Source organism: Limnohabitans sp. TEGF002 (assembly GCF_055395845.1).
The window spans coordinates 3,000,554-3,026,652 of sequence record NZ_AP029224.1 but is presented as its reverse complement, the minus strand read 5'-3'; the positions used below and the strand labels follow the sequence as shown (position 1 = coordinate 3,026,652).

The 26,099-nt window shown below is 61.7% G+C and carries 24 protein-coding genes; 14 read left to right on the top strand and 10 right to left on the bottom strand.

Features of this window, described 5'->3' with window-relative positions; genetic code table 11:
• Positions 1 to 22 precede the first annotated feature (22 nt).
• Positions 23 to 949, bottom strand: a complete 927-nt coding sequence (locus tag ACZ5SR_RS15175) for a LysR family transcriptional regulator (RefSeq protein WP_464449457.1) — start codon at positions 947 to 949, stop codon at positions 23 to 25.
• Positions 950 to 1,015: 66 nt separating this feature from the next.
• A complete protein-coding gene (locus ACZ5SR_RS15170) occupies positions 1,016 to 1,942 on the bottom strand; it encodes a hydroxymethylglutaryl-CoA lyase (protein WP_464449456.1) in 927 nt (308 codons plus the stop codon).
• Between the two features lie 276 nt (positions 1,943 to 2,218).
• On the opposite strand from ACZ5SR_RS15170, the gene ACZ5SR_RS15165 reads away from it, so the two are divergent.
• The 5 genes from ACZ5SR_RS15165 to ACZ5SR_RS15145 all read left to right on the top strand — a co-directional run bounded on the left by ACZ5SR_RS15165 (position 2,219) and on the right by ACZ5SR_RS15145 (position 7,378).
• On the top strand, positions 2,219 to 4,477 hold the full coding sequence (locus ACZ5SR_RS15165) for a malate synthase G (RefSeq protein ID WP_464449455.1): 2,259 nt from the start codon (positions 2,219 to 2,221) through the stop codon (positions 4,475 to 4,477).
• 109 nt (positions 4,478 to 4,586) lie between these two features.
• Positions 4,587 to 4,820 carry a hypothetical protein gene (locus ACZ5SR_RS15160; RefSeq protein WP_464449454.1) on the top strand — a complete coding sequence of 78 codons (234 nt, stop codon included), beginning with the start codon at positions 4,587 to 4,589 and terminating at the stop codon, positions 4,818 to 4,820.
• A gap of 12 nt (positions 4,821 to 4,832) precedes the next feature.
• On the top strand, positions 4,833 to 5,078 hold the full coding sequence (locus tag ACZ5SR_RS15155) for a cysteine-rich CWC family protein (protein ID WP_464449453.1): 246 nt from the start codon (positions 4,833 to 4,835) through the stop codon (positions 5,076 to 5,078).
• A complete protein-coding gene (locus tag ACZ5SR_RS15150) occupies positions 5,075 to 6,610 on the top strand; it encodes an MFS transporter (RefSeq protein ID WP_464449452.1) in 1,536 nt (511 codons plus the stop codon). Before ACZ5SR_RS15155 ends, ACZ5SR_RS15150 begins: the two co-directional genes overlap by 4 nt.
• Positions 6,611 to 6,613: 3 nt before the next feature.
• Complete coding sequence (locus tag ACZ5SR_RS15145; protein ID WP_464449451.1) at positions 6,614 to 7,378, top strand: class II glutamine amidotransferase; 765 nt, start codon at positions 6,614 to 6,616, stop codon at positions 7,376 to 7,378.
• 10 nt (positions 7,379 to 7,388) lie between these two features.
• Here ACZ5SR_RS15145 and gshB read toward each other — a convergent pair whose 3' ends face one another.
• The 3 genes from gshB to ACZ5SR_RS15130 all read right to left on the bottom strand — a co-directional run bounded on the left by gshB (position 7,389) and on the right by ACZ5SR_RS15130 (position 10,823).
• Positions 7,389 to 8,330, bottom strand: coding sequence for a glutathione synthase (gene gshB, locus ACZ5SR_RS15140; RefSeq protein WP_464449450.1), 942 nt, complete (start codon positions 8,328 to 8,330; stop codon positions 7,389 to 7,391).
• An 84-nt stretch (positions 8,331 to 8,414) separates the two neighbouring features.
• Positions 8,415 to 9,314, bottom strand: coding sequence for a diacylglycerol/lipid kinase family protein (locus ACZ5SR_RS15135; protein WP_464449449.1), 900 nt, complete (start codon positions 9,312 to 9,314; stop codon positions 8,415 to 8,417).
• A 12-nt stretch (positions 9,315 to 9,326) separates the two neighbouring features.
• The gene (locus ACZ5SR_RS15130; RefSeq protein ID WP_464449448.1) at positions 9,327 to 10,823 is read right to left on the bottom strand and encodes an AMP nucleosidase; all 1,497 of its coding nucleotides are present in this window, start codon (positions 10,821 to 10,823) and stop codon (positions 9,327 to 9,329) included.
• Positions 10,824 to 11,024: 201 nt separating this feature from the next.
• Here ACZ5SR_RS15130 and kce point away from each other — a divergent pair, with 201 nt between their 5' ends.
• Positions 11,025 to 11,957, top strand: coding sequence for a 3,5-dioxohexanoate:acetyl-CoA acetone transferase (gene kce / locus ACZ5SR_RS15125; protein WP_464449447.1), 933 nt, complete (start codon positions 11,025 to 11,027; stop codon positions 11,955 to 11,957).
• A gap of 3 nt (positions 11,958 to 11,960) precedes the next feature.
• Here the strand turns inward: kce and icmF are convergent, their stop codons facing one another.
• The gene (gene icmF / locus ACZ5SR_RS15120) at positions 11,961 to 15,251 is read right to left on the bottom strand and encodes a fused isobutyryl-CoA mutase/GTPase IcmF (protein ID WP_464449446.1); all 3,291 of its coding nucleotides are present in this window, start codon (positions 15,249 to 15,251) and stop codon (positions 11,961 to 11,963) included.
• Positions 15,252 to 15,435: 184 nt separating this feature from the next.
• Here icmF and ACZ5SR_RS15115 point away from each other — a divergent pair, with 184 nt between their 5' ends.
• A complete protein-coding gene (locus ACZ5SR_RS15115; protein WP_464449445.1) occupies positions 15,436 to 15,861 on the top strand; it encodes a rhodanese-like domain-containing protein in 426 nt (141 codons plus the stop codon).
• A 66-nt stretch (positions 15,862 to 15,927) separates the two neighbouring features.
• Positions 15,928 to 17,250 carry an acetylornithine deacetylase/succinyl-diaminopimelate desuccinylase family protein gene (locus tag ACZ5SR_RS15110; protein ID WP_464449444.1) on the top strand — a complete coding sequence of 441 codons (1,323 nt, stop codon included), beginning with the start codon at positions 15,928 to 15,930 and terminating at the stop codon, positions 17,248 to 17,250.
• A gap of 34 nt (positions 17,251 to 17,284) precedes the next feature.
• Here the strand turns inward: ACZ5SR_RS15110 and ACZ5SR_RS15105 are convergent, their stop codons facing one another.
• Positions 17,285 to 18,715, bottom strand: coding sequence for an amidase (locus ACZ5SR_RS15105; protein ID WP_464449443.1), 1,431 nt, complete (start codon positions 18,713 to 18,715; stop codon positions 17,285 to 17,287).
• 40 nt (positions 18,716 to 18,755) lie between these two features.
• Between ACZ5SR_RS15105 and ACZ5SR_RS15100 the strand changes: the two genes are divergently transcribed.
• Entirely contained in the window at positions 18,756 to 18,941 is a 186-nt protein-coding gene (locus ACZ5SR_RS15100) for a hypothetical protein (protein ID WP_464449442.1), read from the top strand.
• A gap of 19 nt (positions 18,942 to 18,960) precedes the next feature.
• Positions 18,961 to 19,734: a type III pantothenate kinase gene (locus ACZ5SR_RS15095; protein WP_464449441.1), complete on the top strand. Its 774-nt coding sequence runs from the start codon at positions 18,961 to 18,963 to the stop codon at positions 19,732 to 19,734.
• A gap of 62 nt (positions 19,735 to 19,796) precedes the next feature.
• Here the strand turns inward: ACZ5SR_RS15095 and ACZ5SR_RS15090 are convergent, their stop codons facing one another.
• Both ACZ5SR_RS15090 and ACZ5SR_RS15085 read right to left on the bottom strand, forming a co-directional pair.
• On the bottom strand, positions 19,797 to 20,456 hold the full coding sequence (locus tag ACZ5SR_RS15090; protein ID WP_464449440.1) for a TetR/AcrR family transcriptional regulator: 660 nt from the start codon (positions 20,454 to 20,456) through the stop codon (positions 19,797 to 19,799).
• A gap of 21 nt (positions 20,457 to 20,477) precedes the next feature.
• Positions 20,478 to 21,005, bottom strand: coding sequence for a phasin family protein (locus tag ACZ5SR_RS15085; RefSeq protein ID WP_464449439.1), 528 nt, complete (start codon positions 21,003 to 21,005; stop codon positions 20,478 to 20,480).
• A 110-nt stretch (positions 21,006 to 21,115) separates the two neighbouring features.
• On the opposite strand from ACZ5SR_RS15085, the gene rfbB reads away from it, so the two are divergent.
• The 4 genes from rfbB (at position 21,116) to slmA (ending at position 24,711) form a co-directional block, all read left to right on the top strand.
• A complete protein-coding gene (gene rfbB, locus ACZ5SR_RS15080) occupies positions 21,116 to 22,186 on the top strand; it encodes a dTDP-glucose 4,6-dehydratase (RefSeq protein ID WP_464449438.1) in 1,071 nt (356 codons plus the stop codon).
• On the top strand, positions 22,183 to 23,079 hold the full coding sequence (gene rfbD / locus ACZ5SR_RS15075; RefSeq protein ID WP_464449437.1) for a dTDP-4-dehydrorhamnose reductase: 897 nt from the start codon (positions 22,183 to 22,185) through the stop codon (positions 23,077 to 23,079). Before rfbB ends, rfbD begins: the two co-directional genes overlap by 4 nt.
• A gap of 68 nt (positions 23,080 to 23,147) precedes the next feature.
• The gene (gene argB, locus ACZ5SR_RS15070) at positions 23,148 to 24,047 is read left to right on the top strand and encodes an acetylglutamate kinase (RefSeq protein ID WP_464449436.1); all 900 of its coding nucleotides are present in this window, start codon (positions 23,148 to 23,150) and stop codon (positions 24,045 to 24,047) included.
• Positions 24,048 to 24,087: 40 nt separating this feature from the next.
• Positions 24,088 to 24,711 (top strand): nucleoid occlusion factor SlmA, encoded by a 624-nt coding sequence (slmA, locus tag ACZ5SR_RS15065; RefSeq protein ID WP_464449435.1) that lies wholly within the window; start codon positions 24,088 to 24,090, stop codon positions 24,709 to 24,711.
• Positions 24,712 to 24,795: 84 nt separating this feature from the next.
• Here the strand turns inward: slmA and ACZ5SR_RS15060 are convergent, their stop codons facing one another.
• Positions 24,796 to 26,070 (bottom strand): D-alanyl-D-alanine carboxypeptidase family protein, encoded by a 1,275-nt coding sequence (locus tag ACZ5SR_RS15060; protein WP_464449434.1) that lies wholly within the window; start codon positions 26,068 to 26,070, stop codon positions 24,796 to 24,798.
• Positions 26,071 to 26,099 lie beyond the last annotated feature (29 nt).

Sequence of the window (26,099 nt, the reverse complement as noted above, 5' to 3'; positions counted from 1 at the left end):
GCCAGACGAACTGGCAATGCGGTCAAGCCGGGCTGTTTTGCCAGTAACCGGGCTGCGCGTAGTGGTGTTTGAGGTAATCGATCCACAGCCTCACGCGCAGCGGCAAGTGCTTGCGCTGCGGAAACACCACGTAAATGCCGTTGGGCGGGGCGGCAAAGTCTTCCAGCACGGCCACCAACTGACCGGAGCGGATTTCGCCCTCCACTTCCCATGTACTGCGCCAAGCGATGCCGTAACCGGCCAGGCACCAGTCGTGCAGCACCTGCCCATCCGAGCAGTCGAGCGGACCTCCTGGGCGCAGGTGCACCACCTCGTGCCCGCCGTCCGTGGGGTTGCGAAAGGCCCAGCCCCGGGTTTGCGAGGCGTCGCTCGACAGGGTCAGGCAGTCGTGTTGCAGCAAGTCGGATGGCTGAGCAGGCGTGCCGCGCCGAGCCAGATAAGCCGGGGTGGCCACGCACAGGCGGCGGTTGTCGGCCATGCGCACGCTCACCAGCGAGCTGTCGGGCAGGTCGCCCACCCGCACAGCGCAGTCAAAACCCTCGGCGGCCAAGTCCACCACGCGGTCGCTCAAATTGAGGGATATCGACACATCGGGGTGCAGTTCGCGAAAACGCGGCACCAAGGGGGCCACATGGCGACGCCCGAACCCGGCCGGTGCGGTGATGCGCAAATGCCCACTGGCTTTGACGCCACCCGCTGACACGCTGGCTTCGGCATTGGCCACATCCGAGAGCAAGCGCTGACAATCTTCCAGAAAGGCGCTGCCTTCGTGGGTCAGGGTGATGCGCCGTGTGGTGCGCACCAGCAGCTTGACGCCCAGGCTTTCTTCCAGCGCATCGAGCCTGCGGCCGATGATGGCCGGGGCCACGCCTTCCGCCCGAGCCGCAGCGGTCAGGCTGCCCTTGGTGGCAACCGAGACAAAGGTTTCGAAGGCTTTGAGCTTGTCCATGCGGGTTGATTATGCGGGTTCAGGGTTGGAATGCTGGCTTTTCGGCGGCTCATTGGCCTGTTTTGATCAAGTGCGCCAGCCCTTGGGCAGTCCCGCCTCGGGTGTCATGCCATATACGGGCTCACCAGGCAGCCCGGCTTTGAGGGGTTCGCGGGCGGCCATGAGCCGGTTCAGATCGACCCCTGTGGACACACCCATGGCTTCGAACATGAACACCAAATCTTCGGTGACCACATTGCCCGAAGCCCCCGGCGCATAAGGGCAGCCGCCCAAGCCGCCGAGCGAGCTGTCAAACGTGCGGACGCCCGCCTCGTAAGCGGCCAAGGCATTGGCCAGCCCCAGGCCACGGGTGTTGTGCAGGTGGGCGGCACCTGTGAGGGGGCCGATCTCCTGGAACATGCGCTTGAACAGTCGGCTCACCTGCGCCGGGTTGCCCATGCCGGTGGTGTCCGACAGGCCGATTTCGTCCACGCCCGCCTCGGCCAGCAACTGGGCCAGGCGCAGCACATCGTCCTCGGGCACTTGGCCTTGTAGGGTGCAGCCAAAGGCGGTGGACATGCCGACCTCCACCGGCACGCCGGGCGCGACCTCGTCGCGCAGGCGCAAGACGGCCCGGACCTCGTCGACCATGGCCTCAGGTGTTTTGCGCACATTGGCCATGGAATGCGCGGGGCTGGCCGATACGGGCAAGGTGAGCTTTTGGGCACCCGCCGCCAGAGCGGCCTGCGCGCCGCGCAAGTTGGGCACCAAAGCCATGATGCGCACGCCCGTGTGGCGCAGCGCGTGTTGCACCACCTGCGCGGCGTCGGCCATTTGCGGCAAAAGTTGGGCGGGGACAAAGGAGGCCACTTCGATCTCTCGCAGGCCTGCCGCGGCCAGGGCTTCAATCCAGCGCAGCTTGTCGGCGGTGGGCATGGTGGCCTTGACCGACTGCAGGCCATCGCGCGGGCCGACTTCGCTGATCAGAATCTCTGGAGTGTGAGGGCTTGTCATGCCTGAATTAAACCGCACTGCGCAGCGGGGCCCCAGGGCTCGTAGTGTCCGCCGGGACAGTCAGGCGTGGCCTGTTTTTAGCCATCCAACGATGGCCCATGGCCATGTCCAGCGCGTTTGGATTTGTGCTTAAAAGTCATGGGTCTATGAAGATCTGGCGGGTTTATCAGCGTCTAAATTTAGAATAGAGTGTTTGATCTCATGGGCCACATCGCAACTGGTTTGCTTTGAGCAGAGGCCATCCCCCATTTTTTTGACTTGACCCCAGAGGTTTTCATGACTGCACGCACCACCATCCACAACCTGCAAGTGGCCAACCCGCTGCTGAGCTTTATCAACGAGCAGATGCTGCCCGCCACGGGCGTGGACAAAGACAAGTTCTGGAAAGGCTTCAACGACATCGTGGCCGATCTGGCCCCGAAAAACATCGCCCTGCTGGCCGAGCGTGACCGCATCCAGACCGCCATGGACCAGTGGCACACCGCCAATCCAGGCCCTGTTGCCGCCGGCAAAGCCATGAAGGAGTACCGTAAGTTCTTGAGCCAGATCGGCTATCTGGTGCCCGAACCTAAGAACGCCCAAGCCACCACCGCCAACGTGGACGCCGAGCTGGCCAAGCTGGCTGGCCCACAGTTGGTGGTGCCGATTTTGAACGCACGCTACGCCCTGAACGCGGCCAACGCCCGTTGGGGTTCTTTGTATGACGCGCTGTACGGCACCGATGCGATCAGCGAAGCCGATGGTTGCGAAAAAGGCTCGGGCTACAACCCCAAGCGCGGCGCCAAAGTCATCGACTACTGCCGCAACGTGCTCGACCGCACTGCACCGCTCAAGACCGGCTCGCATGTGGGCAGCAAGGGCTACGCCGTGAAAGCGGGCAAGCTGGTCGTGACCCTGGCCAACGGCAAGAGCACCACACTGGCCGATGCCAAGCAATTCGTGGGCTACACCGGCGATGCCAAGGCCCCGGCCTCCGTGCTGTTCGTGCACAACGGCATCCACCTCGATCTGCAAATCAACAAGACCACGCCGATTGGCAAGACCGACCCCGCTGGCGTGTCGGACCTGATCGCTGAAAGCGCCCTGTCCACCATCCTCGACCTGGAAGACTCGGTCGCCGCTGTGGACGCCGACGACAAAGTGCTGGCCTATGCCAACTGGCTGGGCATTTTGCAAGGCAGCCTGAGCGAAGAAGTACAAAAGGGCGGCAAGACATTCACCCGCACCATGAACCCGGACCGCGAGTACACCAAGCCGAACGCGAAAACCGGCAGTCGAGCTGCCGGGGGCAAAGACACCGTCAAACTGCACGGCCGCTCGCTGATGTTCGTGCGCAACGTCGGTCACCTGATGACCAACCCCGCCATCTTGTACAAAGCCGCTGACGGCAGTACCAAAGAAATCCCCGAAGGCATCCTGGACGCCATGGTCACCGTGACCTGCGCCTTGGTGGACTTGCAGAAAAAGTCCTCGCACCCCCTGCGCAACAGCCGCACCGGCAGCGTTTACATCGTCAAGCCCAAGATGCACGGCCCCGCCGAAGTCGCGTTTGCCGACGAGCTGTTTGGCCGCGTCGAAAAAGTCATCGGCATGAAGCCCTCCACCGTCAAGCTGGGCATCATGGACGAAGAGCGCCGCACCAGCGCCAACCTGAAAGCCTGTATCGCCGCCGCCAAGAGCCGCGTGGCCTTCATCAACACCGGCTTCCTGGACCGCACCGGTGACGAAATGCACACCTGCATGCTGGCAGGTCCCGTCATGCGCAAGGGCGACATCAAGAACAGCACTTGGTTGGGTGCGTATGAGAAGAACAACGTCAACGTGGGCCTGGCCTGCGGCTTGCGCGGTCGTGCCCAGATCGGCAAAGGCATGTGGGCCATGCCCGACCTGATGGCCGACATGTTGAAAGCCAAGATCGGTCACCCCCTGGCCGGTGCCAACACCGCTTGGGTGCCCAGCCCCACCGCCGCCACGCTGCACGCCATGCACTACCACCAGGTGGATGTGCCGGCCCTGCAAAAGCAGATGGAAAAGGCCGTTGCCAAGCAAGACCCGAAACAACTGCGCGAAGACACCCTCAACGCCTTGCTGCAGTTCCCTGTGGTGGCCAAAGACGCCGCCAACTGGTCTGCCGAAGACAAGCAAAAGGAACTCGACAACAACGCCCAAGGCATCTTGGGTTATGTGGTGCGCTGGGTGGACCAGGGCGTGGGCTGCTCCAAAGTGCCCGACATCAACGGCGTGGGCCTGATGGAAGACCGCGCCACGCTGCGCATCAGCAGCCAGCACATGGCCAACTGGATGCAGCACGGCGTGGTGACCGAAAAGCAAGTCAAGCAAACCATGGAGCGCATGGCCGCTGTGGTGGACGCGCAAAACGCGGGCGACGCGGCTTACCAGCCCATGGCAGGCAACTTCGCTAAGTCGGCGGCTTACAAAGCGGCTTGCGATCTGGTCTTCAAAGGCAAGGCGCAGCCCAGTGGCTACACCGAGCCGCTGCTGCACGCTTGGCGCTTGAAGGTCAAGGCAGCCTGATTTTGGTCCGTTCGGAAACCTGAAAAACGGCTCCTTCTGGAGCCGTTTTGCTGTGGGTCATCTGCCGCGGCGTGTGCATGCCCGAAAATAGGGTTTTCAGGAGGGCGCGATGCGCTGGATAGACCGGATTCCGATGTTGTGTCTGGTGGGCATTGCCGTCTATTTGGCAGGGGCGCCATTTTTGCCCGAGCCGCATTTGGTGGAAAAGTGGCGCATGCTGTTGAACGGCACTTTGAGCAAACCCATCGACATCTTTGACTTCTTCTTGCACACCGGGCCTCTGGTGGTGTTGGCCATTCGCCTGTGGCGTGATGCGCAGCGGCGTCGGCAAGGCAAGAACTGAACGCGCTCGGTCATGACTAAGCTTGCCATTGACCCTTGCCACTGTCCCTTGTGTGGGCAGCCAAATGCCTGCGCCATGACCACGCCCAAAATCGCGTCTGAGACGACCGCGCCCTGCTGGTGCACGCTGGTTGAGTTCAGCGCCGATTTGTTGAAACAGGTGCCAGTGGCAGCGCGCAACAAGGCCTGCATTTGCGCGGCCTGTGTGGCCAAGCCCCAAGACACACCGCCAGACCCCTTGCAGACGGGGCGCGCATGACCCAGGCCCAAGGCCCCCACAGCCTGCAGGCGCTGCAAGCGCGTTATGGCGAGCGGCACCGCTGGTTGCTGCTGCTGTCGGTCATGCTGGGCTCCATGGCAGCGGTCATGTCATCCACCATCATGAACGTGGCCATCCCCGACATGAGCCAGCACTTCACCCTGGGCCAAAGCCGGGTGCAGTGGGTCACCTCGGGCTTCATGGTGGCGATGACGGTGTCCATGCTCACCACGCCCTGGTTGCTGTCGCGCTACGGTTACCGCCGGGTGTACGAGGTGTGCATGTGGCTGCTGCTGGGCGGCGGTGTGGTGGGCGGTTTGGCCAACGACTTTCCGCTGGTCATGGCCGCGCGCGTGGCCGAGGGCTTGGCGGCGGGTGTGGTGCAACCTATTCCGGCCATCATCATCTTGCGTGCTTTTGCGTCCGAAGAGCAGGGCCGCGCCAGTGGCTTGTTTGGCATGGGCGTGGTGCTGGCCCCGGCCATTGGCCCCAGCATCGGCGGCGTGTTGGTCGATGTGTTCGGCTGGCGCTCGATCTTTTTCATGGTGGTGCCGTTGGCCATGGTGGCGCTGTGGTTGTCGCGCCGCTACGTGCCCACGTCGGCCCCGGGCGGTGTGCAGGCCGATGCGGACAGCCCGGGGCTGGACTGGATCGGGCTGGCGCTGGCCAGTGTTTCCACCTTGATGCTGCTCAATGGCCTCGTGCAGTTGCGCAGCGATGACCACACGCTGGCCTTGGCACTGCTGGCGCTGGCGGTTGTGGGCATGGCGGTGTTTGTGGCCTGGCAGCGGCATTTGCTGAAGTCGGGCAGTCGAGTGCGACGCGCCTCCTCAGACCGAGAAGGCCAAGCCCTGCGCCAAGTCCGCCAGGTGCGGCGTGGTCCGCTCATGAACCTGCAGGTGTTTGGCCACCGCCATTTCGCCATGGGGGCGCTGGTGTCGTTCACCTACGGCATCGCGCTGTTTGGTTCCACCTATTTGCTGCCGGTCTACATGCAGATGGGCTTGGGTCTGTCGCCGTCCTACATCGGTGCCGCTTTGTTGCCGGCTGGCATCTTGCTGGCCGTGACCATCGCGTCGGTGGGGCGTTTGTCGCACCACATGCCGCCCGCCCATTGGGTGAGTTGGGGCCTGGCTTTGTTGGCGCTGTCGTTTGCCCTCATGCCCTTGGTCCACCCGGCGGCGGGTTTGGCCTTGCTCTGGATTTTGGTGATCCTGGGGCGTATTGGCCTGGGCTTCATCTTGCCTTCGCTCAACTTGGGGGCTTTGCGCGGTTTGCCCAAAGACCTGATCCCGCAAGCGTCGAGTGTGATTGGTTTTGTGCGCATGCTGGGCGGCGCGGCAGGCGTGAGCATTTGCGCCATCGTGCTGGAGTGGCGTTTGGCGGTGTACGCCCTAACGGCCAGCCATCCGGGACGCGCCGATTTGCGGGCCTTCAACGAGACCTTTGTGTTTTTGGCCACCATGACCGCGCTGGCCTTGTTGGCTGCGTGGAAAATGGGGGAAGCTCCAGCGACCCCCAAGAAAGACTGAACCATGTGCCAACTGCTCGGCATGAACGCCAACACCCCGACCGATGTGACTTTCAGCTTCAGCGGCTTTGCCCAGCGCGGAGGCCACACCGACCACCACGGGGACGGTTGGGGCATCGCCTTTTTTGAAGGGCAGGGCGTGCGCCACTTTGTGGACCACCAAAGCGCCAGCAGCTCGCCGATTGCCGAGCTGATTCGTCGCTACCCGATCAAAAGCCAGAACGTCATTGCCCATATCCGAAAAGCCACACAAGGCGAAGTGAGCCTGGAAAACTGCCACCCCTTTGTGCGCGAACTGTGGGGCCGCTACTGGGTGTTTGCGCACAACGGCAACCTGGTGGACTTTGCGCCGCGCCTGCACGGCAGCTTCAAACCCGTGGGCCAGACCGACAGCGAACGGGCGTTTTGCTGGCTCATGCAAGAGCTGGCCAAGTCACACGCCAGTGTGCCCAGCGTGCACGAGCTCAGCTGCACCCTGCGCGAGCTGGTGCCGCAGATCGCCAAGCATGGGACGTTCAACTTTTTGCTGTCGAACGGCCAGGCGCTGTGGTCACACGCCAGCACCCACTTGCACTACGTGCTGCGCAAACACCCTTTCACACAAGCGACCTTGAGTGACGAGGACCTGAGTGTGAACTTTGCCGAGCACACCCGAGAGACCGATCGGGTGGCTGTGGTCGTCACACAGCCGCTGACCACCGATGAAAGTTGGGTGCCGTTTGAGCCGGGGCGGCTGTACACCTTTGAGGGTGGGGGTTTGAACCCCTAACCGAGTTTCTTCAGAGTGCCGCTTCCACCGCGTCCATGAACAGCGCCGCCACATCACAGCCCATCTGGTCGGTGATTTCCTGAAAGCAGGTGGGGCTGGTCACGTTGATTTCGGTGAGGCTCTCGCCAATGATGTCCAGGCCCACCAGCATGAGGCCTCGTGCGAACAGGATCGGGCCCAGTGCTTCGGCGATTTCGCGGTCACGCGCAGAGATGGGCTGTGCGACGCCCTTGCCGCCTGCTGCCAGGTTGCCGCGCACTTCGCCGCCTTGCGGAATGCGGGCCAGGCAAAACGGCACGGGCTTGCCGCCGATCAAGAGTACGCGTTTGTCGCCTTGTGCAATGCCCGGCAAGAACTTTTGCACCATCACGGTTTGTGAACCGCCCCGGTTGAGTGTCTCGATGATCACGCCCAGGTTCAGGCCGTCGGCACCCACCTTGAAGATGCCCGTACCGCCCATGCCGTCCAGGGGCTTCAGGATGATGGTGCCGTGCTCGGCATGGAAGGCGCGGATGTCGGCTTCATTGCGCGTGACCAGCGTGGGCGCGATGAACTGGGGAAACTCCAGAATGGCCAGCTTTTCAGGGTGGTTGCGCAATGCAGCGGGGCTGTTGAAGACCTTGGCCCCTTCGCGCTCGGCTTGGCTCAGCAGGTGCGTGGCGTAAAAATACTCGCTGTCAAAGGGCGGATCGGTGCGCATGATGACCGCGTCAAAGTCCTTGAGGTTGGCGCGGCTCGAAGAAGTTTCGGTGAACCAAGTGTCTGGCTGCCCGGTGAGTGTGATGTGGCGAACTTGCGCCGATACAGACTCGCCACGCTGCCAGCGCACATCGGTCATCTGGCAGGCCACCACTTGGTGGCCGCGTTTTTGCGCTTCGCGCATCATGGCGAAGGTGGTGTCTTTGTAAATCTTGAAGGATTCGAGCGGGTCGGCGACAAACAGTATTTTCATGAGCGTTCAGATTTCTAAGTCAATGCGCGAACTGTGACACAGAACGCTAACACGGGTGTGAACCAAGATGGAAGGCGGCTGGGATCACCGCCGCACCACCAGCAAACTGGCCGCTTGGCAGTGGATGCGCACATGCTGGGCTTCACCCAGGTATTCTCCATCGGCAGCCAAAGGAACGCCCTCTGTGCAGGACATGTCCAGTTGGCGATACGGCCAACAGCCGATGCGCGGGTGACCGAGGTGTTGGCCGATCAGCAGACGGGGCAGCATGAGCAGAGCGCCCAGTCGGCCAAAGGTGCCTGCCAACAGGGCGTTGAGCTGGCCATCGGCCAATTGCGCATGGGGCACAGCCGGCATGCCTGAGCCAAAAGTTGGGGTATTCAGGCTGGAAGCAAAGAGGCAAGCACCTTGGTGTTTTAAATGCCCATCACTGTGCAGTGACAGCTCCCAGTGGCGCAGGTGGATCAGCTCGTGCAGCGTGGCCCACAGGTAGCGGGGTAAGCCGCGCAACCAGCTCGGCCCATTCAGAGCACGCAGCCCAACGGCTGAGTCAAAACCGGCCGTCAGGCTCGACAGAAAAGGGGAGTGGTGTGTTTGCCCTTGCAGGTCGCACCAGTGGGCCAGGCCGGTGTCGATGGCTTGCGCGGGGCCTTGCAATGCCAGCGCCAAGGCTTTTGCCCAAGGCAGACCATCCACCCCCCAAGCGCGGGCACTGTCGTTGCCACTGCCCATGGGCACCAGGCCCACGGTGAATCGCCGCGCCAGCAGCATGGGCAGCCAGCGGTTGAGTGTGCCGTCACCACCCACCACCACCACGCGGCTGCCTTCGGGCAGCGACTGCAGCAGGGCCACACTGTCGCTCAAGGCTTCGGGGGCAGCCAGTTGTGCATTCGGCGCATGCGCTGCCAGCCACGCCCGCAGGGCCGGAATGCGCCGCGCCGCGCGGCCGCCTTGTGCATGGGGGTTGAGCAGGACCAAGGCCATGGCGGGGCGTGCTTACTGGAAAGCCACTTCGGCAAAGCTGCGCAGCTTGCGGCTGTGCAGTTGTTCGGGTCCGGCATTGCGCAGCAAGGTCACGGCGCGGATGCCGATTTGCAGGTGTTGATTCACCCGCTCGCGGTAAAAGTGGTTGGCCATGCCCGGAAGTTTGATCTCGCCGTGCAGGGGTTTGTCGCTCACACACAGCAAGGTGCCATAGGGCACCCGAAAGCGAAAGCCGTTGGCGGCAATCGTGGCGCTTTCCATGTCCAGGGCCACGGCGCGGCTTTGGCTGAAGCGCCGCTGCGGTTTGTTGTCAGGCAGCAGCTCCCAGTTGCGGTTGTCGGTGCTGGCCACCGTGCCGGTGCGCATGAAACGTTTGAGCTCGGCACCTTCGCAGCCGGTTACTTCAGTCACGGCTTTTTCCAGGGCCACTTGAATCTCGGCCAGCGCCGGGATCGGCACCCAAAGCGGCAGTTCTTCGTCCAGCACATGGTCTTCGCGCACATACGCATGGGCAAGCACATAGTCGCCCAATTGCTGCGTGGTGCGCAGACCTGCGCAGTGACCCAGCATCAGCCAGGCGTGTGGTCGCAGCACGGCGATGTGGTCGGTGATGGTCTTGGCGTTGGCCGGGCCCACACCGATGTTGACCATGGTGATGCCGCTGTGGCCTTTGCGTACCAGGTGGTAGCCCGGCATTTGTGGCAGGCGTGGCGGTGTTTGACCCAGGGCGTCTACCTCTTCAGCTTGCAGGCCCACGCGGCGCGTGACCATGTTGCCGGGCTCGACAAAGGCGATGTATTCGCTGTCCGGGTTTTGCATCTCGGCGCGGCCCAGGGCGATGAATTCGTCGATGTAAAACTGGTAATTGGTGAACAGCACGTAGTTCTGAAACCAGCGCGGTGAGGTGCCGGTGTAGTGGCGCAGGCGCTGCAGCGAATAGTCGATGCGCGGCGCGGTGAACAGCGACAGTGGCCTGGCCTCGGAGGCCGCAGGTTCGTGTGTGCCATTGGCAATCCCGTCGTCCATGGCGGCCAAGTCCGGCAGGTCAAACACTTCGCGCATCAGGGCCTGGCGCTCTCGGCTCAGGCTGCCCTCCATGTGCTCGTCGTCAGCGAAAGAAAAGTGGATCGGGATCGGCTGGTTGCTGGTGCCCACCTGCAGGCTCACGCCGTGGTTTTTGAGCAGTAGCGTCAGTTGCTGGCGGATGTAAAAAGCAAACAGGTCGGGCCGTGTCAATGTGGTTTCAAAGCGGCCTGGTTCGGCCACAAAACCGTAGCTCAAGCGGCTGTCCAGCCCCGCGCTTTTGCGACTGGCGCTGCTGACTTGCACCCGCACAAACGGGTAGAAAGCCCGCACCCGGGTGTCTGTCATGTCGGCGCCCGCCACAAACTCGCGCATGGCCTGGCGCAGGTGGTTCACGCTGTGCTGGTAGATGTGCTGAATTTGCGCCAAGGCGCTGTCGGCATCTTGGTGTTCTGAGGGAGCGATGAACGGCGGCAGGTGCTGCATAAGATTCCTGGGCGATATGTCTGGCAATGTTGTACACCCCATCCAGGGTGCGACTTGGCCATTTTGCTGCAATCGCGTGGCCTGGGTGTGACAGGGCTGCGTGCTTGTTGCCTTGGTGACCTCTTCGTTCTCGCGGGTCGGGCATGCTTTGGCTCAGTCCCAGCCCACCGGCGCTGGGCCACCATTTTTTGGAGACGGTTCATGAGCAAAGCCCGCAAAGTCATCATCACCTGCGCCCCCACCGGGGCCATCCATACGCCCAGCATGTCGCCGCATTTGCCGGTGACGGCAGACGAGATCGCCGACGCAGCCATTGCCGCGGCAGAGGCTGGCGCGGCCATCTTGCACCTGCATGCACGCGATCCGGCTGACGGCCGCCCCTCGCAAGACCCGGCGTTTTTTGTGCCGTTTTTGCAAAAGATCAAGACCAAAACGAATGCCGTGATTAACCTGACCACGGGCGGTAGTCCGCACATGACGGTGCACGAGCGCATGCAGCCAGCGCTGACCTTTAAGCCTGAGGTGGCCTCGCTCAACATGGGGTCGATGAACTTTGGCCTGTTCCCCATGCTCGACCGCTTCAAGAATTTTGAGCACGAGTGGGAACGGGCGCACCTGGAAAAGAGCCGCGATCTGGTGTTCAAAAATACCTACAACGACATCGAGACCATCTTGCGCTTGGGTACCGAAAACGGCACCCGCTTTGAGTTCGAGTGCTACGACATCAGCCATCTGTATAACCTGGCGCACTTCCGGGATCGGGGGCTGGTGACTGGCCCTTTGTTTGTGCAGTCGGTGTTCGGCATTTTGGGTGGCATCGGTCCGCACCCCGAAGACCTGATGCACATGCGCCGCACGGCCGACCGCCTGTTTGGTAACGATTACCAGTGGTCGATTTTGGGTGCAGGCAAAGGCCAGATCGCGTTGGCCAGCATTGGCGCGGCCATGGGCTCGAACGTGCGGGTGGGGTTGGAAGACTCGCTGTGGATCGGCCCTGGAAAATTGGCCGAGTCCAGCGCTCAGCAGGTGCATCGCATCCGCACCGTGCTCGAAGCCCTGAACCTGGAGATCGCCTCCCCCGATGAGGCGCGCAGCATGCTGGCGCTCAAGGGTGGAGATCAAGTGAACTTTTGAGGTTCACATGTTGCGACGGTACTGACCACCCACCTCAAACAGCGCGTTGGTGATCTGACCCAGCGAGCACACCCGCACCGCGTCCATCAGCACCTCGAACACGTTGCCGTTGTCGATCACGGCTTGCTGCAGGCGTTTGAGCATGGCGGGTGATTCGGCAGCATGGAGGGCGTGGAAGTCGCTCAGGCGCTTGAGCTGGCTCTGCTTTTCTTCCTCGGTCGAGCGGGCCAGTTCCAGCGTTTCCATGACTTCGTCGCCCTTGGGGTTGCGGAAGGTGTTGACACCGATGATGGGCAGTTCGCCGGTGTGCTTGAGCATCTCGTAGTGCATGGATTCGTCTTGAATCTTGCCGCGCTGGTAGCCGGTTTCCATCGCGCCCAGCACGCCGCCGCGCTCTGCGATTTTTTCAAACTCGGCCAACACGGCTTCTTCCAGCAACTCGGTCAACTCTTCGATGATGAAGGCGCCTTGGCTCGGGTTCTCGTTCTTGGCCAAGCCCCACTCGCGGTTGATGATCAGCTGGATCGCCATGGCACGGCGCACCGAGTCTGCGGTGGGCGTGGTGATGGCTTCGTCAAACGCGTTGGTGTGCAGGCTGTTGCAGTTGTCGTAAATCGCGATCAGCGCTTGCAGCGTGGTTCGGATGTCGTTGAACTGGATCTCTTGCGCGTGCAGCGAGCGGCCCGACGTCTGGATGTGGTACTTGAGCTTTTGGCTGCGTTCGTTCGCGCCGTATTTCTCTTTCATGGCCACGGCCCAGATGCGGCGCGCCACACGGCCCATGACGGTGTATTCGGGGTCCATGCCGTTGCTGAAGAAGAACGACAAGTTGGGCGCGAAGTCGTCGATGTGCATGCCACGCGCCAGGTAGGCTTCGACAAAGGTGAAGCCGTTGGACAGCGTGAACGCCAGCTGGCTGATAGGGTTGGCACCCGCTTCAGCGATGTGGTAACCCGAGATGGACACCGAGTAGAAGTTGCGCACGTCGTGGTGCACAAAGTACTGCGCGATGTCGCCCATCACTTTCAAGGAGAACTCGGTCGAGAAGATGCAGGTGTTTTGGCCCTGGTCTTCTTTCAGGATGTCGGCTTGCACCGTGCCGCGCACATTGGCCAACACCCATTCCTTGATCTTGGCGGCTTCGGTCTCGGTGGGCTCGCGGCCGTTGTCGGTCTTGAACTTGTCGATGTTCTGGTCGATGGCCGTGTTCATGAACATGGCCAGGATCGAAGGCGCGGGGCCGTTGATCGTCATCGACACACTGGTGGTGGGGTTGCACAGGTCAAAGCCCGAGTACAGCACCTTCATGTCGTCGAGTGTGGCCACGTTCACGCCCGAGTTACCGATCTTGCCGTAAATGTCGGGACGCAGGTCGGGGTCGTTGCCGTACAGCGTGACCGAGTCAAACGCGGTGGACAAGCGCTTGGCGGGCAGGCCTTCGCTGACCAGCTTGAAGCGGCGGTTGGTGCGGAAGGGGTCGCCTTCGCCCGCGAACATGCGGGTCGGGTCTTCGCCTTCGCGCTTGAAGGCAAAGGTGCCTGCGGTGTAAGGGTAGCTGCCGGGCACGTTGTCCAGCATCAACCACTTGAGCACTTCGCCGTCGTCTTCGTATTGGGGCAAGGCCACTTTGCGGATGGTGGTGCCAGACAGCGATTTGGTGGTCAACGCGGTACGGATTTCCTTGTCGCGGATTTTCACCACGTACTCATCGCCCGCATAGGCTTTTTGCATGTCGGGCCATTGGGCCAACAGTTTGCGTGCGGTGGGGTCTTGCGTTTGTTCGCGGCTCACAGCCAGGTCGATGGCCGCTTCGGCAGCCTTGGCGCGACCGGATTTGCCCACTTCGAGCATGCGGGCAGCAGCGCGCAGTTGCTGGATCTCACGGGCCAGGCGCGATTGGTCGATGGCGCGCTTTTTGTAGCCGCGCACGGTGTCGCTGATCTCGGCCAGGTAACGGGTGCGGGAAGAAGGCACCACCGGGTTTTGGTGGGTGCTGTAACGCACCTGGACCACAGGCAAACGGCCTTCGGTGGTTTTCATGCCCAGTTCGGCCAGGCGGGTTTTCAGCGCTTGGTACAGCGCCGTCACGCCGTCGTCGTTGAAGCGGGCGGCCATGGTGCCAAACACCGGCATCTGCTCGGTGGGCACGGTCCAGGCTTCTTTGTTGCGCTGCACCTGCTTGGCCACGTCGCGCAGGGCGTCAGATGCGCCTTTGCGGTCGAACTTGTTGATCGCCACAAACTCGGCAAAGTCCAGCATGTCGATTTTTTCGAGCTGGCTAGCGGCGCCGAACTCGGGTGTCATGACGTACATGGGCACGTCCACATGCGGCACGATGGCGGCGTCGCCCTGACCAATGCCCGAGGTCTCGACCACGATCAAGTCAAAGCCCGCCACTTTGCAGGCCGCCACCACGTCGGGCAGTGCGGCAGAAATTTCAGAGCCAAAGTCACGCGTGGCCAGAGAGCGCATGAACACGCGCGGGCCTTGTGACCAAGGGCTGATGGCGTTCATGCGGATGCGGTCGCCGAGCAAAGCGCCGCCGCTCTTGCGGCGCGAAGGGTCGATCGAGATCACGGCCACGCGCAACGCGTCGTCCTGGTCCAGGCGCAGACGTCGGATCAATTCGTCGGTGAGCGAGGACTTGCCCGCACCGCCGGTGCCGGTGATGCCCAGCACGGGCACTTTTTTGCTGGCAGCTTGTTCGCGCACGGTCTTGACCACGCTGGCATCGGCTTTGTCGTTCTCTAAAGCGGTGATCAGTTGTGCCAACGCACGCCAGTTCATCTCGCCGTGGCCCTGAATCGCATCCACGGTTTTGGGGGCCAAGGGGCTGATGTCTTGGTCGCAGCGCATGACCATCTCGCCAATCATCCCGGCCAAGCCCATTTTTTGGCCGTCTTCAGGGCTGAAAATCCGCACGCCATGCTCGGCCAGCATGCGGATCTCGGACGGCACGATCACGCCGCCACCGCCGCCAAACACCTGGATGTGCTCGCCGCCTCGGGCCTTGAGCAGCTCGGTCATGTAGGTGAAGTATTCGTTGTGTCCGCCCTGATAAGAGCTGATGGCGATGCCTTGTGCGTCTTCTTGCAGCGCAGCCGTCACCACCTCGTCCACCGAGCGGTTGTGGCCCAGGTGGATGACTTCGGCGCCCATGCTCTGCAAGATGCGGCGCATGATGTTGATCGCCGCGTCGTGGCCGTCAAACAAGCTGGCGGCGGTGACAAAACGTACCTTGTTCGTGGGGCGGTACTCGGCCAAGGCTTTGAATTCAGCGGACAGATCGGTCATGGGGCGACTCCGGTAGCAAGCGGTTTTGTGATTGAGGCTTTGACGTTGACGTAAACGTCAACCAAAACCCGCATCTTATCCGCTGCAGCCTGTCCTGTCACGGACAGCCGTGCGATGCAGGGCTGGGGTGCAAAAAGCTATGATTCACACCCGATTGATAGACCACCAACCAGGACCAGATCTCATGACCTCACCCGCCACCCCCCAGCCCGTCGCTGCCAACGGTTATGCCGGCGATGTGTCACCTGAGCAAGCCTGGGCATGGGTGCAGTCGGGAGAGGCCGAACTGGTGGATGTGCGCAGCGACGCTGAGCGTGCCTGGGTGGGCTTTGTGCCCGGCGCGCACGCCCTGGCCTGGAAACAATGGCCCGGCATGGCCATGAACCCCGACTTTGACGCGGGCGTGCAAGCGGTGGGCGCGGGCGGCAAAAAACTGGTGCTTCTGTGCCGCAGCGGCGTGCGCTCCATTGCGGCGGCCCAACGCGCCACCGCGCTCGGTTTGCAGGCCTACAACATCCTTGAAGGCTTTGAGGGCGACCCGGACGCGCAGGCGCACCGCGGTCAAACAGGTGGGTGGCGCTATCGCGGCCTGCCGTGGCAACAAAACTGACGCTCAGTGACCGCTCTGTGCCCTGTGTGACTTCGTTTCACAGGTGGCGGCCTTTAGACTGAAGCCATGAATCCTTCTGTTCAAAAGCTTTTGCAGCGCATTGAGGCCAAGCGTGACGAGGTGACTGCCCTCACGCAAGATCTGGTGCGCATCCCGACCGTCAATCCCCCGGGTGACGCTTATGAGGCATGCGCCCATTTCATTGGTGAGCGTTTGGCCCAAAAAGGCTTTGCTGTTGAGTATGTCCGGGCCATTGGTGCACCGGGCGACAGCGACAGCCACCCGCGCACCAATGTGGTGGCGCGTTGGCAGGGGGGCTCCACCGGGGAGTGTGTGCATTTCAACAGCCACATCGACGTGGTTGAGGCGGGTTCGGGCTGGACCTATGAGCCCTTTGGCGGTCAGGTGGCCAATGGGCGTGTGTATGGGCGGGGCACCTGCGACATGAAAGGCGGACTGGCGTCCAGCATCATTGCCTGCGAAGCCTTGATTGAATCGGGCCTGCCGATCCCGGGCGCTTTGGAAATCAGCGGCACGGTGGACGAAGAATCCGGTGGATTTGCTGGGGTGGGCTACTTGGCCGAGCGCGGCTATTTCAGCAAGCCGCGTGTGCACCATGTGATCATTCCTGAGCCGCTGGGCGTGGACCGTATTTGCCTGGGTCACCGGGGCGTGTGGTGGGGCGAAGTCGAAACCCGGGGCCGCATCGCACATGGCTCCATGCCGTTTCTGGGTGACAGCGCCATCAACCACATGAGCGCCTTCATCCATTTGTTGGAGACGCAGCTGCAACCTCGCCTGCAAGGCCGCCGCACCGCCGAGCCGGTGGAGCCGCCGGGCGCACGGGTGAGCACGCTCAACATCAACAGCATCCACGGCGGGCAGGTGGAGCAGCATTACGCCAACGACGAGCGCGGCTGGCCCACGGCGCAAACGCCCGCGCCGGTGGTGGCGCACAGTTGCCGCACCGTACTTGACCGGCGCTTCACTGCCGAAGAAAACCTCGAAGCCGTGAAACAGGAAATCATCGACATGCTCGATGAACTCAAACGCACCCGGCCTGGTTTTGACTACGGCATCCGAGACATCATGAGTTTTGTGCCCACTGCCACGCCCAAAGATGCGCCCGTGGTGGACGCGACAGCCCGGGCCATAGCCCGCGTGCTGGGTCGCGAGCCCAGCTACATTGCCAGCCCAGGCACCTATGACCAAAAACACATCGTGCGTTCAGGCCAGCTAAAGGATTGCATCGCCTACGGTCCCGGAATCCTGGATCTGGCGCACCAGCCAGATGAATATGTGGGTATTCAAGAGTTGGTGGATTCCGCCAAGATCATGGCGCTGGCGTCGCTGGACCTGACGGGCTGGACACGCTTGAGCCAAGCTTGAGGGCAAAGTGCATGAAGTACGGTGGGCCAGGTATTCAAATACCCGGCGGTCGCTGGCTGATCATGTCCTGGTTTGCCATCTCGTAGGCGTGGGCCAGCTTCAGCAGCGCCAGGTCCCCTTGGGGTTTGCCAATCAGGGCCAATCCCATGGGCAGGCCGTTTTCGCCAAAACCTGCTGGCACGCTGATTGAGGGCAGGCCCGCAAAAGTGGCGTAAATCACCACTTCCATCCAGCGGTGGTAGGTGTCCATGCTGCGTCCTGCCACGCTGGGTGGCCAGCGCAGGCCCAGGTCAAAGGGCCAGACCTGGGACACAGGAATGGCCAGCACATCGAATTTTTCAAACAAAGCCAACATGCTCAAATAAAAGCGTGTGCGGCTGGCGCTGGCGGCCATCAATTGCGAGCCTTTCAAGTTCAGCGATTGGTCATGCTCCCACAGTGCTTCGGGTTTGATGAGGGCGCGGTTGGTCGGGTTGACCAAGAAAGGCGCGATGCGCGGCCCCATCAAGGCCTGTCGCCACACCAGCCAGGCTTGCCAGATTTGCTCAGGTGGCATGCCTAAACGCGCTTCATCGACGGTGCAACCCATGCCCGAAAAACTGTTCAAGGACGCCTGACAAATTTGCAAAATACCGCTCTCCATCGGCAGGTAGCCTTGCAGATCGCCCAGCCAGCCAATGCGCTGGCCTTTGGGGTCGCTGTCCAGCGCGCCTGCAAACTGCGCCGCGTCATCGGTCAGGCTGAGCGGGTTGGCCGGGTTTGCGCCCGCTTGCACCGACAGCAGCATGGCCATGTCGCGCACATGGCGGCCCATGGGGCCTTCGGTTCCCAGCTGGGCAATGAAAACGTCTTGCGCCGGTGACATGGGCACCCGCCCTTGTGAGGGGCGCATGCCAAACACATGATTCCAGCCAGCCGGGTTGCGCAAGCTGCCCATGAAGTCCGAACCATCGGCCACGGGCAGCAGGCGCTGGGCCAGTGCCACGGCTGCGCCGCCGCTGCTGCCGCCCGCCGATTTGTCCTGGTTCCAAGCGTTGCGGGTGGGACCAAACACCTCGTTGAAGGTATGCGAGCCCAGGCCGAACTCGGGCGTGTTGGTTTTGCCAATCACGATGGCGCCTGCGGCTTTCATGCGCTTCGCCATCAGGCCGTCCTCGCTGGCCACGAAATCTTTCATCAGTGGGCTGCCCAATGTGGTGCGCAGACCCGCCACATTGGACAGGTCTTTGACCGCTTGGGGCATGCCGTGCATCCAGCCCATGGACTCGCCTCGGGCCAGTTGTGCATCCCGCTCGCGCGCTTGTGCCATCAAAAGTTCGGGGTTTTGCAGGCTGACGATGGCGTTGGACTGCGGGTTCAAACGCGCGATGCGCTCCAGGGTCGCCTGCATGACCTCTTGGCATGAGACCTGCCTGAGGTGGATGGCACGGGACAAATTGGAGGCAGAGGTCTCAGGGTTAACCATAGGGCGGTGCTCTTGATGGGGAGATCTATTATGAATTTGCTTGGCACAGCGAGTACGGCGTTTGGCCAGCGCTCTGGTTCAGGGTGACATGCGCTATGCATTGCTGGCGGTGGAGCATGTGGCCCAGTTGCTGGGCTTGGTGAATCAGGGGGACGCGTCTGAGTGGCCGACCCGGTCGGATCGTGGTGCTCAAGCCGCGATTCGCAAAGCGCCAAGCGACGCTTGAAACTCATTATCATCAGCGGATGACATTTTTAGCCATCGATGTGGGCAACACGCGTCTCAAATGGGCGCTGTACGAGCAACCAAGTCCCAAGGGCCAGCTGCTGGCGCATGGCGCCGAATTCCTAGAAAACATCGACCGACTGTCAGAAGGCGCTTGGTCGCAGCTGCCCAAGCCTGACCAGATGCTGGGCTGTGTGGTGGCCGGTGACGCCATCAAGCGCCGGGTGCAAGAGCAAATGGAAATCTGGGATTTCGCCCCGCAGTGGGTGGTGCCCAGTGCCCAAGAGGCAGGCCTGACCAACGGCTACGATCACCCCTCGCGTTTGGGCTCAGACCGTTGGGTTGCCATGATCGGTGCGCGTCACCGGATGCTGGCTGCAGGCCCCTCGCGTCCATTGGTGGTGGTCATGGTCGGCACGGCCGTGACGGTTGAGGCCATTGATGCCAGCGGCCGTTTTTTGGGCGGACTGATCTTGCCCGGTCACGGCATCATGCTGCGGGCGCTCGAATCGGGCACGGCCGGTTTGCATGTCCCCACAGGTGAAGTGACGCCATTCCCCACCAATACCAGCGATGCCCTGACCAGTGGTGGCACCTACGCGATTGCAGGCGCTTGCGAACGCATGGTGCAACACCTGCGTGAGCACACAGGGCAGGAGCCCGTGTGCATCATGACCGGAGGTGCCGGCTGGAAAATGGCCCCCAGCATGTCCCTCCAGTTCGAGTTGGTGGACAACCTGATCTTTGACGGCCTGCTGGCCTTGGCCGCTCAGCGTTTCAGCCAAGGGGCCTGATCGGTTCGGCAGACCCCATACACATCCATCGCGCTCGGCGAAGTGTGCCCCCCAGAAAAGCATCAGCTTGCGCTGTATGCAGCCGTCAATCTTTGCAGATGGTCTTGCAGGTCTTTGCTTGCCATGTACGGGGTCAGCAGGGCCAATACGTGCTGGGCACCCCGTGTCAGGGCCAAGCCAGCGCTGGCGGGCTCCAGGGCCTGTCGGGGGTTGCGCACATATTCATAGCTCAGCCAATAGGTCACCATGACCGACATGCTGGCCGACAGGGTTTCCACGCTGTCAGGGCCGATCCGCATCAGGCCGGCTGCGGACAAAGACTCCAGCATCAATCTGAAGGCGTGGGTTTTTCGCTCTAAAACCGCATGGAAGTGCGTTTCCAGGTGCCGATTGCCCGACAACAGGTTGTTCAGATCGCGGTACAAGAACCGGTGGCTCCAGACCTGCTCGAACAGCGAGTGCAGAAAAAACCAGGTGTCCTCAATGTCCCGCACATCGGGTGCGGCATCCAGCAGCCCCAGCATGGCGACCTCGTATTGGTCAAAAAGCTGGTTGACCAAGGCGTCTTTGGACGCATAGTGGTAGTACAGGTTGCCCGGACTGATCCCCAGCTCAGCGGAGATCAGCGTGGTCGAGACGTTGGGTTCACCATACCGGTTGAATAACTCCAGCGTGACCTCGGCAATGCGCTCGGCGGTGCGGCGGGGGGCTTTTTTGGCCATGTCAGATCGCGGCTTAGATCATCAGCTTGATTTTTTGACGGTCTTGCCGCCGCGCGCAGATTTTGCGGGCGTGCTGGCTGTTTTACCCACGGCCGATTTGGTGGGGGTGCGCGCCGGTGCAGCTGGTTTTTTCGAAGTCGAAGCGGACAAGGCCGTCAGCTGAGCTTCCAGTTGCGCCACGCGATCGTTGAGCATTTGAATGTCCAGCAGCGTGGGCATGCCCAATCGGTGCAGTGCCTTGGCCACACGGTCTTCAAACAAATGCTCCAGTTTGTCCACCCGGCCGGTGGCTTGCTGACCGAAGTCGGTGGCCATGTGGCTCAGCCGTTCGGTGGCTTCTTGCAAGCGTTGTTGTGCTTCGGCCTGGCTTTTGCGTTGAAAGGCCAAACCGTCGTTCACCAGGGCCTCAATGGCTTTGCTGCCTTGCTCTTGGGCTTTGGCCATGGCCCCCAAGCCTGCCAACCAAACATGCTGAGCCGGCGGGGTGGTGCTGTCGTGTGGCGCGGTGGTGCTGTTTTTGTTGCGCGTGGTGTCGTTTGATTTGGCCATGGTGCACTTCCTGAACAAGGTGCCACTTTAACCTGCGTTCAAGCGCAATGCTTCTAAAATCGCAAGACAGTGGTGCCGCGTCCCGTGGCACCCACCAGATTCGAATCCTCATGACCATTCTCGTCACCGGCGGCGCCGGCTTCATCGGCGCCAACTTTGTCCTCGACTGGCTGGCCGCCAGCAACGAGGCCGTCATCAACCTGGACAAACTCACCTACGCGGGCAACCCCGAGACCTTGGCCAGCCTGCAAGGCGACGCGCGCCACCAATTGGTGCAAGGCGACATTGGCGACAGCGCTTTGGTCAGTCGCTTGCTGGCCGAGCACCAGCCCCGCGCCGTGGTCAACTTTGCTGCCGAAAGCCATGTGGACCGCTCCATCCATGGCCCGGGGGAGTTCATTGAGACCAACATCGTCGGCACCTTCCGCCTATTGGAGTCGGTGCGGGGGTATTGGAGTGGCTTGCAAGAGGCAGACAAAACGGCGTTCCGTTTTCTGCACGTCTCCACCGACGAGGTCTATGGCTCGCTGGCCAAAACCGATCCGGCCTTTACCGAAACCCACCGCTACGAACCCAACAGCCCCTACAGCGCAAGCAAGGCCGCCAGCGATCACTTGGTGCGCGCCTGGCACCACACCTATGGCCTGCCGGTGCTCACCACCAATTGCAGCAACAACTACGGCCCGTACCACTTCCCCGAAAAACTCATCCCACTGATGATCGTCAACGCGCTGGCGGGCAAGCCCTTGCCTGTGTATGGCGACGGCATGCAGATCCGTGACTGGTTGTATGTCAAAGACCACTGCAGCGCGATTCGCCGCGTGCTCGAAGCAGGGCGCTTAGGCGAGGTCTACAACGTGGGTGGCTGGAACGAAAAGCCCAACATCGAGATCGTGCAAACCGTGTGCAAGTTGTTGGATGCCCTGCGCCCCAAAGCCGATGGCACAAGCTACGCCAGCCAGATCACCTACGTGACCGACCGCCCAGGCCACGACCGCCGCTACGCGATCGACGCCCGCAAACTCGAAGCCGAGCTGGGCTGGAAGCCCGCCGAGACCTTTGAGACCGGCATCCGCAAAACCGTCGAGTGGTACCTGGCCAACCCCGAGTGGGTGGCCCATGTACAAAGCGGAGCCTATCGTGAGTGGGTGAACAAGAATTACACAGGTCGCCAAGCATGAAGATCTTGCTGCTCGGGAAAAATGGCCAAGTGGGTTGGGAGCTTCAGCGCAGCCTGGCCCCTTTGGGTGAACTGCTGGCGCTGGACCGGCACAGCACCGACCATTGCGGCGACCTGAGCCAGCCCGAGCGCTTGGCGCAAACGGTGCGCGACTGGCGTCCCGACGTCATCGTCAATGCCGCTGCCCACACCGCCGTGGACAAGGCCGAGTCGGAAACCGACGTGGCCCGCTGCCTGAACGCCACCGCTCCAGCCGCACTGGCGCAGGCCGCCGCCGAAATTGGTGCTTGGCTGGTGCACTACTCGACCGATTACGTGTTCAACGGTCAGGGCAAACAGGCTTGGCAAGAGGGCGATGCCACCGGCCCACTGAGTGTTTACGGCCAGACCAAACTCGAAGGCGAACAAGCCATTACCGCCAGCGGCTGCAAACACCTGATTTTTCGCACCAGCTGGGTGTATGCGGCACGGGGTGGCAACTTTGCCAAGACCATGCTGCGCCTGGCCGGTGAACGCGAACGCCTCAACGTGATCGATGACCAACATGGCGCACCCACGGGTGCAGACCTGATCGCCGATGTGACGGCCCACGCCATTCGCCAGGTCATGGCCAAACCAGCCCCGGCATTGACGGGCATTTACCACCTGGTGGCTGCGGGCGAAACCACTTGGCACGGCTACGCCAGCCATGTGATCGCACAGGCGAGGCATATCAACCCCGAGCTGAGCCTGAAAGTGACCGACATCGCCCCTGTGCCCACCACGGCATTTCCCACGCCTGCCCAGCGGCCATTGAATTCACGCTTGAACACCCAGAAACTGCAGCAAACCTTTGGGTTGGTGATGCCACCTTGGCAACGAGGCGTTAATCGCATGCTGGCCGAGTTCCTCTGATCGGTCACCGGCTTGCGGCACAATCGCCAGAACTTTTTGATCCTTCTTTGACAACCCTGTTTCGCACCATGACCGACACCATTGCCGCCCCTACCGTTGCACCGCATGACCAAGCCCAAATTCTGGCGCAGGCCATGCCCTACATCCGCAAGTTCCACGGCAAAACCCTGGTCATCAAGTACGGCGGCAACGCCATGACCGATCCGGCACTGCAACAGGCTTTTGCCGAAGACGTGGTGCTGCTCAAGTTGGTGGGCATGAACCCAGTGGTGGTGCATGGCGGCGGCCCGCAGATCGAAACCGCTTTGAAGCGTTTGGGCAAAACTGGCGAGTTCATTCAGGGCATGCGTGTGACCGATGCCGAAACCATGGAAGTGGTCGAGTGGGTGTTGGGCGGTGAAGTGCAGCAAGACATCGTGGGCATGATCAACCGCGCAGGCGGCAAAGCCGTGGGCCTGACGGGCCGTGACGGTGGCTTGATCCGTGCCAAAAAACTGCGTCTGGTGGACAGCCAAGACCCGAACAAGGAATACGATGTGGGTCAAGTGGGCGAGATCGAAAGCATCGACCCCGCGATCCTGCAGTGCCTGCAAGACGACGCCTTCATTCCCGTGGTCAGTCCCATTGGTTTTGGCGTCAACAACGAAAGCTACAACATCAACGCCGACGTGGTGGCCGCCAAGCTGGCCACTGTGCTGCAAGCCGAAAAGTTGCTCATGCTCACCAACATCCGTGGTGTGCTCGACAAAGAGGGCAACTTGCTCACCGAGTTGACGCCCAGCCGCATCGACGAGCTGTGCGTCGACGGCACGATCAGCGGCGGCATGATCCCCAAAATTGCGGGCGCACTCGATGCGGCCAAGAGCGGCGTCAATGCGGTGCACATCATCGACGGCCGCGTGCCACACGCCATGCTGCTCGAGGTGCTGTCCGAGCAGGCCTTTGGCACGATGATCCGCAGCCGCTGAAAGTTGCAGCAGTCACCAGCTTAAAAAAACAGGGGGAGACATGTCTGATCCAGAACAACAAAGCGAGCGATTTTCAGACGGCGATGAAACACCCGCACGCAAACGGCCTCGCCCAGGTGAGCGGCGTTTGCAAATTTTGCAAACTCTGGCCGCCATGCTGGAGCAGCCTGGTGCCGAGCGCGTGACCACGGCCAGCCTGGCCGCCAAAATTGGCGTGAGTGAGGCGGCTTTGTACCGCCATTTCGCCAGCAAGGCGCAGATGTTTGAGGGATTGATTGATTTTGTCGACCAATCGGTCATTGGCCTGATTCGCCAGGTCACCGACCGCGAACCTGCAGGCCCCGTGCAAGCCAGTCGCATCGTCGCCTTGCTGTTGCAGTTCGCTGAGAAGAACCCGGGCATGAGCCGCGTCATGATTGGTGATGCGCTGGTGCTGGAGCACGAACGTCTGCAAGAGCGCATCAACTTGCTGTTTGACAAGATCGAAGCGCAACTGCGCCAGTCGCTCAAAGGCATCGAATCGGCCACGCCCACGGCCGATGCACAAGTCACAGCCTCATTGCTGGTGGCCTTCATGCAAGGCCGCTTGCAGCGGTTTGCCCGCTCGGGCTTCAAACGGTTGCCGTCAGAGCATTTGCAGGCGGCGTTGGCACGGGTGCTTTAACGCCACCTTGAACGGCAGCAGGCCGCAGGCAGCAGACAAAGCGCTTGGCACTTCGCCCTGTGTCTGCTCCTTGGGTGCGGCGGCTTACTTGCCGAACAACCGGGTCACATGCTGCCAAGCCAACAGCAGCCAGCCTGAGCGCGCCACTTCGGCTTGCGCCACCAGCGGGGCTTCGCCTGCGGGTTTGCCATTGGCGGTGGCCACCACTTTGCCAATCACCGTGCCCTTGGCCACTGGGGCTTCCAGTCCTGGTTTGAGTGCCACCGCGGTTTGCACGGTTGTGCCGCGTGGTACGGTCAGCAGCCAAGGGCTGCCCAGTCCGGCGGCCACAGTGTCGGACTTGCCAAAGCTGACTTTGGCCGTGCCGACCACCGCGTTGGCTGCAATCGGGGTGACTTTCTCGAAGCTGCCAAAGCCCCAGCCGAGCAGCGTGCGGGTTTGGTCGGCCCGTGCTTGCGCACTGTGCGTGTTGAGGATGACCGAGATCAGCCGTGTGTCGTTGCGTTTGGACGACGTGACCAGACAATAGCCGGCTTCGGCGGTGTGGCCGGTTTTCAGGCCGTCTACGGTGGGGTCTGTGTAGAGCAGGGCGTTGCGGTTGCCTTGCTTGATGCCGTTGTATTTGAAGTCACGTTCAGCGTAGAGGGGGTAGTACTCTGCACCGTCGCGGATGATGGCCCGCGCCAAGATGGCCAGATCGCGTGCCGACGACTTGTGCGCCGGATCGGGCAGGCCGGTGGGGTTCACAAAGTGGGTGTGCGTCATGCCCAAGCGCTGAGCTTCGGCGTTCATCAGCGTGGCAAAGCCCGCTTCGGAGCTGGCCATGTGCTCGGCAATCGCCTTGGACGCGTCGTTACCCGACTGGATGATGATGCCGCGCAGCAGGTCGATCACCGTCGCTTGGCTGTTCAGGGGCAGGTACATGCACGATTCGGCGCTGGTGCCCCGGCACCAAGCGTTTTCGCTCACGGTGACCAGGTCGGTGGGCTTGAGCTTGCCCGAGCGCAAGGCCTGCTCGACGATGTAGCTGGTCATCATCTTGGTGAGCGAGGCAGGGGGAAGGGCTTCTTCGGCGTTGGCCGAGGCCAGCACTTCGCCCGAGTCAAAGTCCATCAGCAACCAAGCTTTGGACTGCAAGGCTGGTGCATTGGGGGCCAAGGCGATTTGCGCTGGCAGCGGGGGCAAAGCATTGGCAGCTGCAGTCACCTTTTTGGAGGCGGGGGACTTGGCTGCAGTGGATTTGCTTGTGCTTGTTTTGGTTTTGTTGGGTTTTGCGGCCAAAGCGCCAGAGCTGGGAAGCAGTGCGCCCACACCGATGGCCAAGGCGACAGAGAGAATGGAAAAATTTGGGGTGTACATGGTGTTCATCAGTAGAGCCATGATTGTCG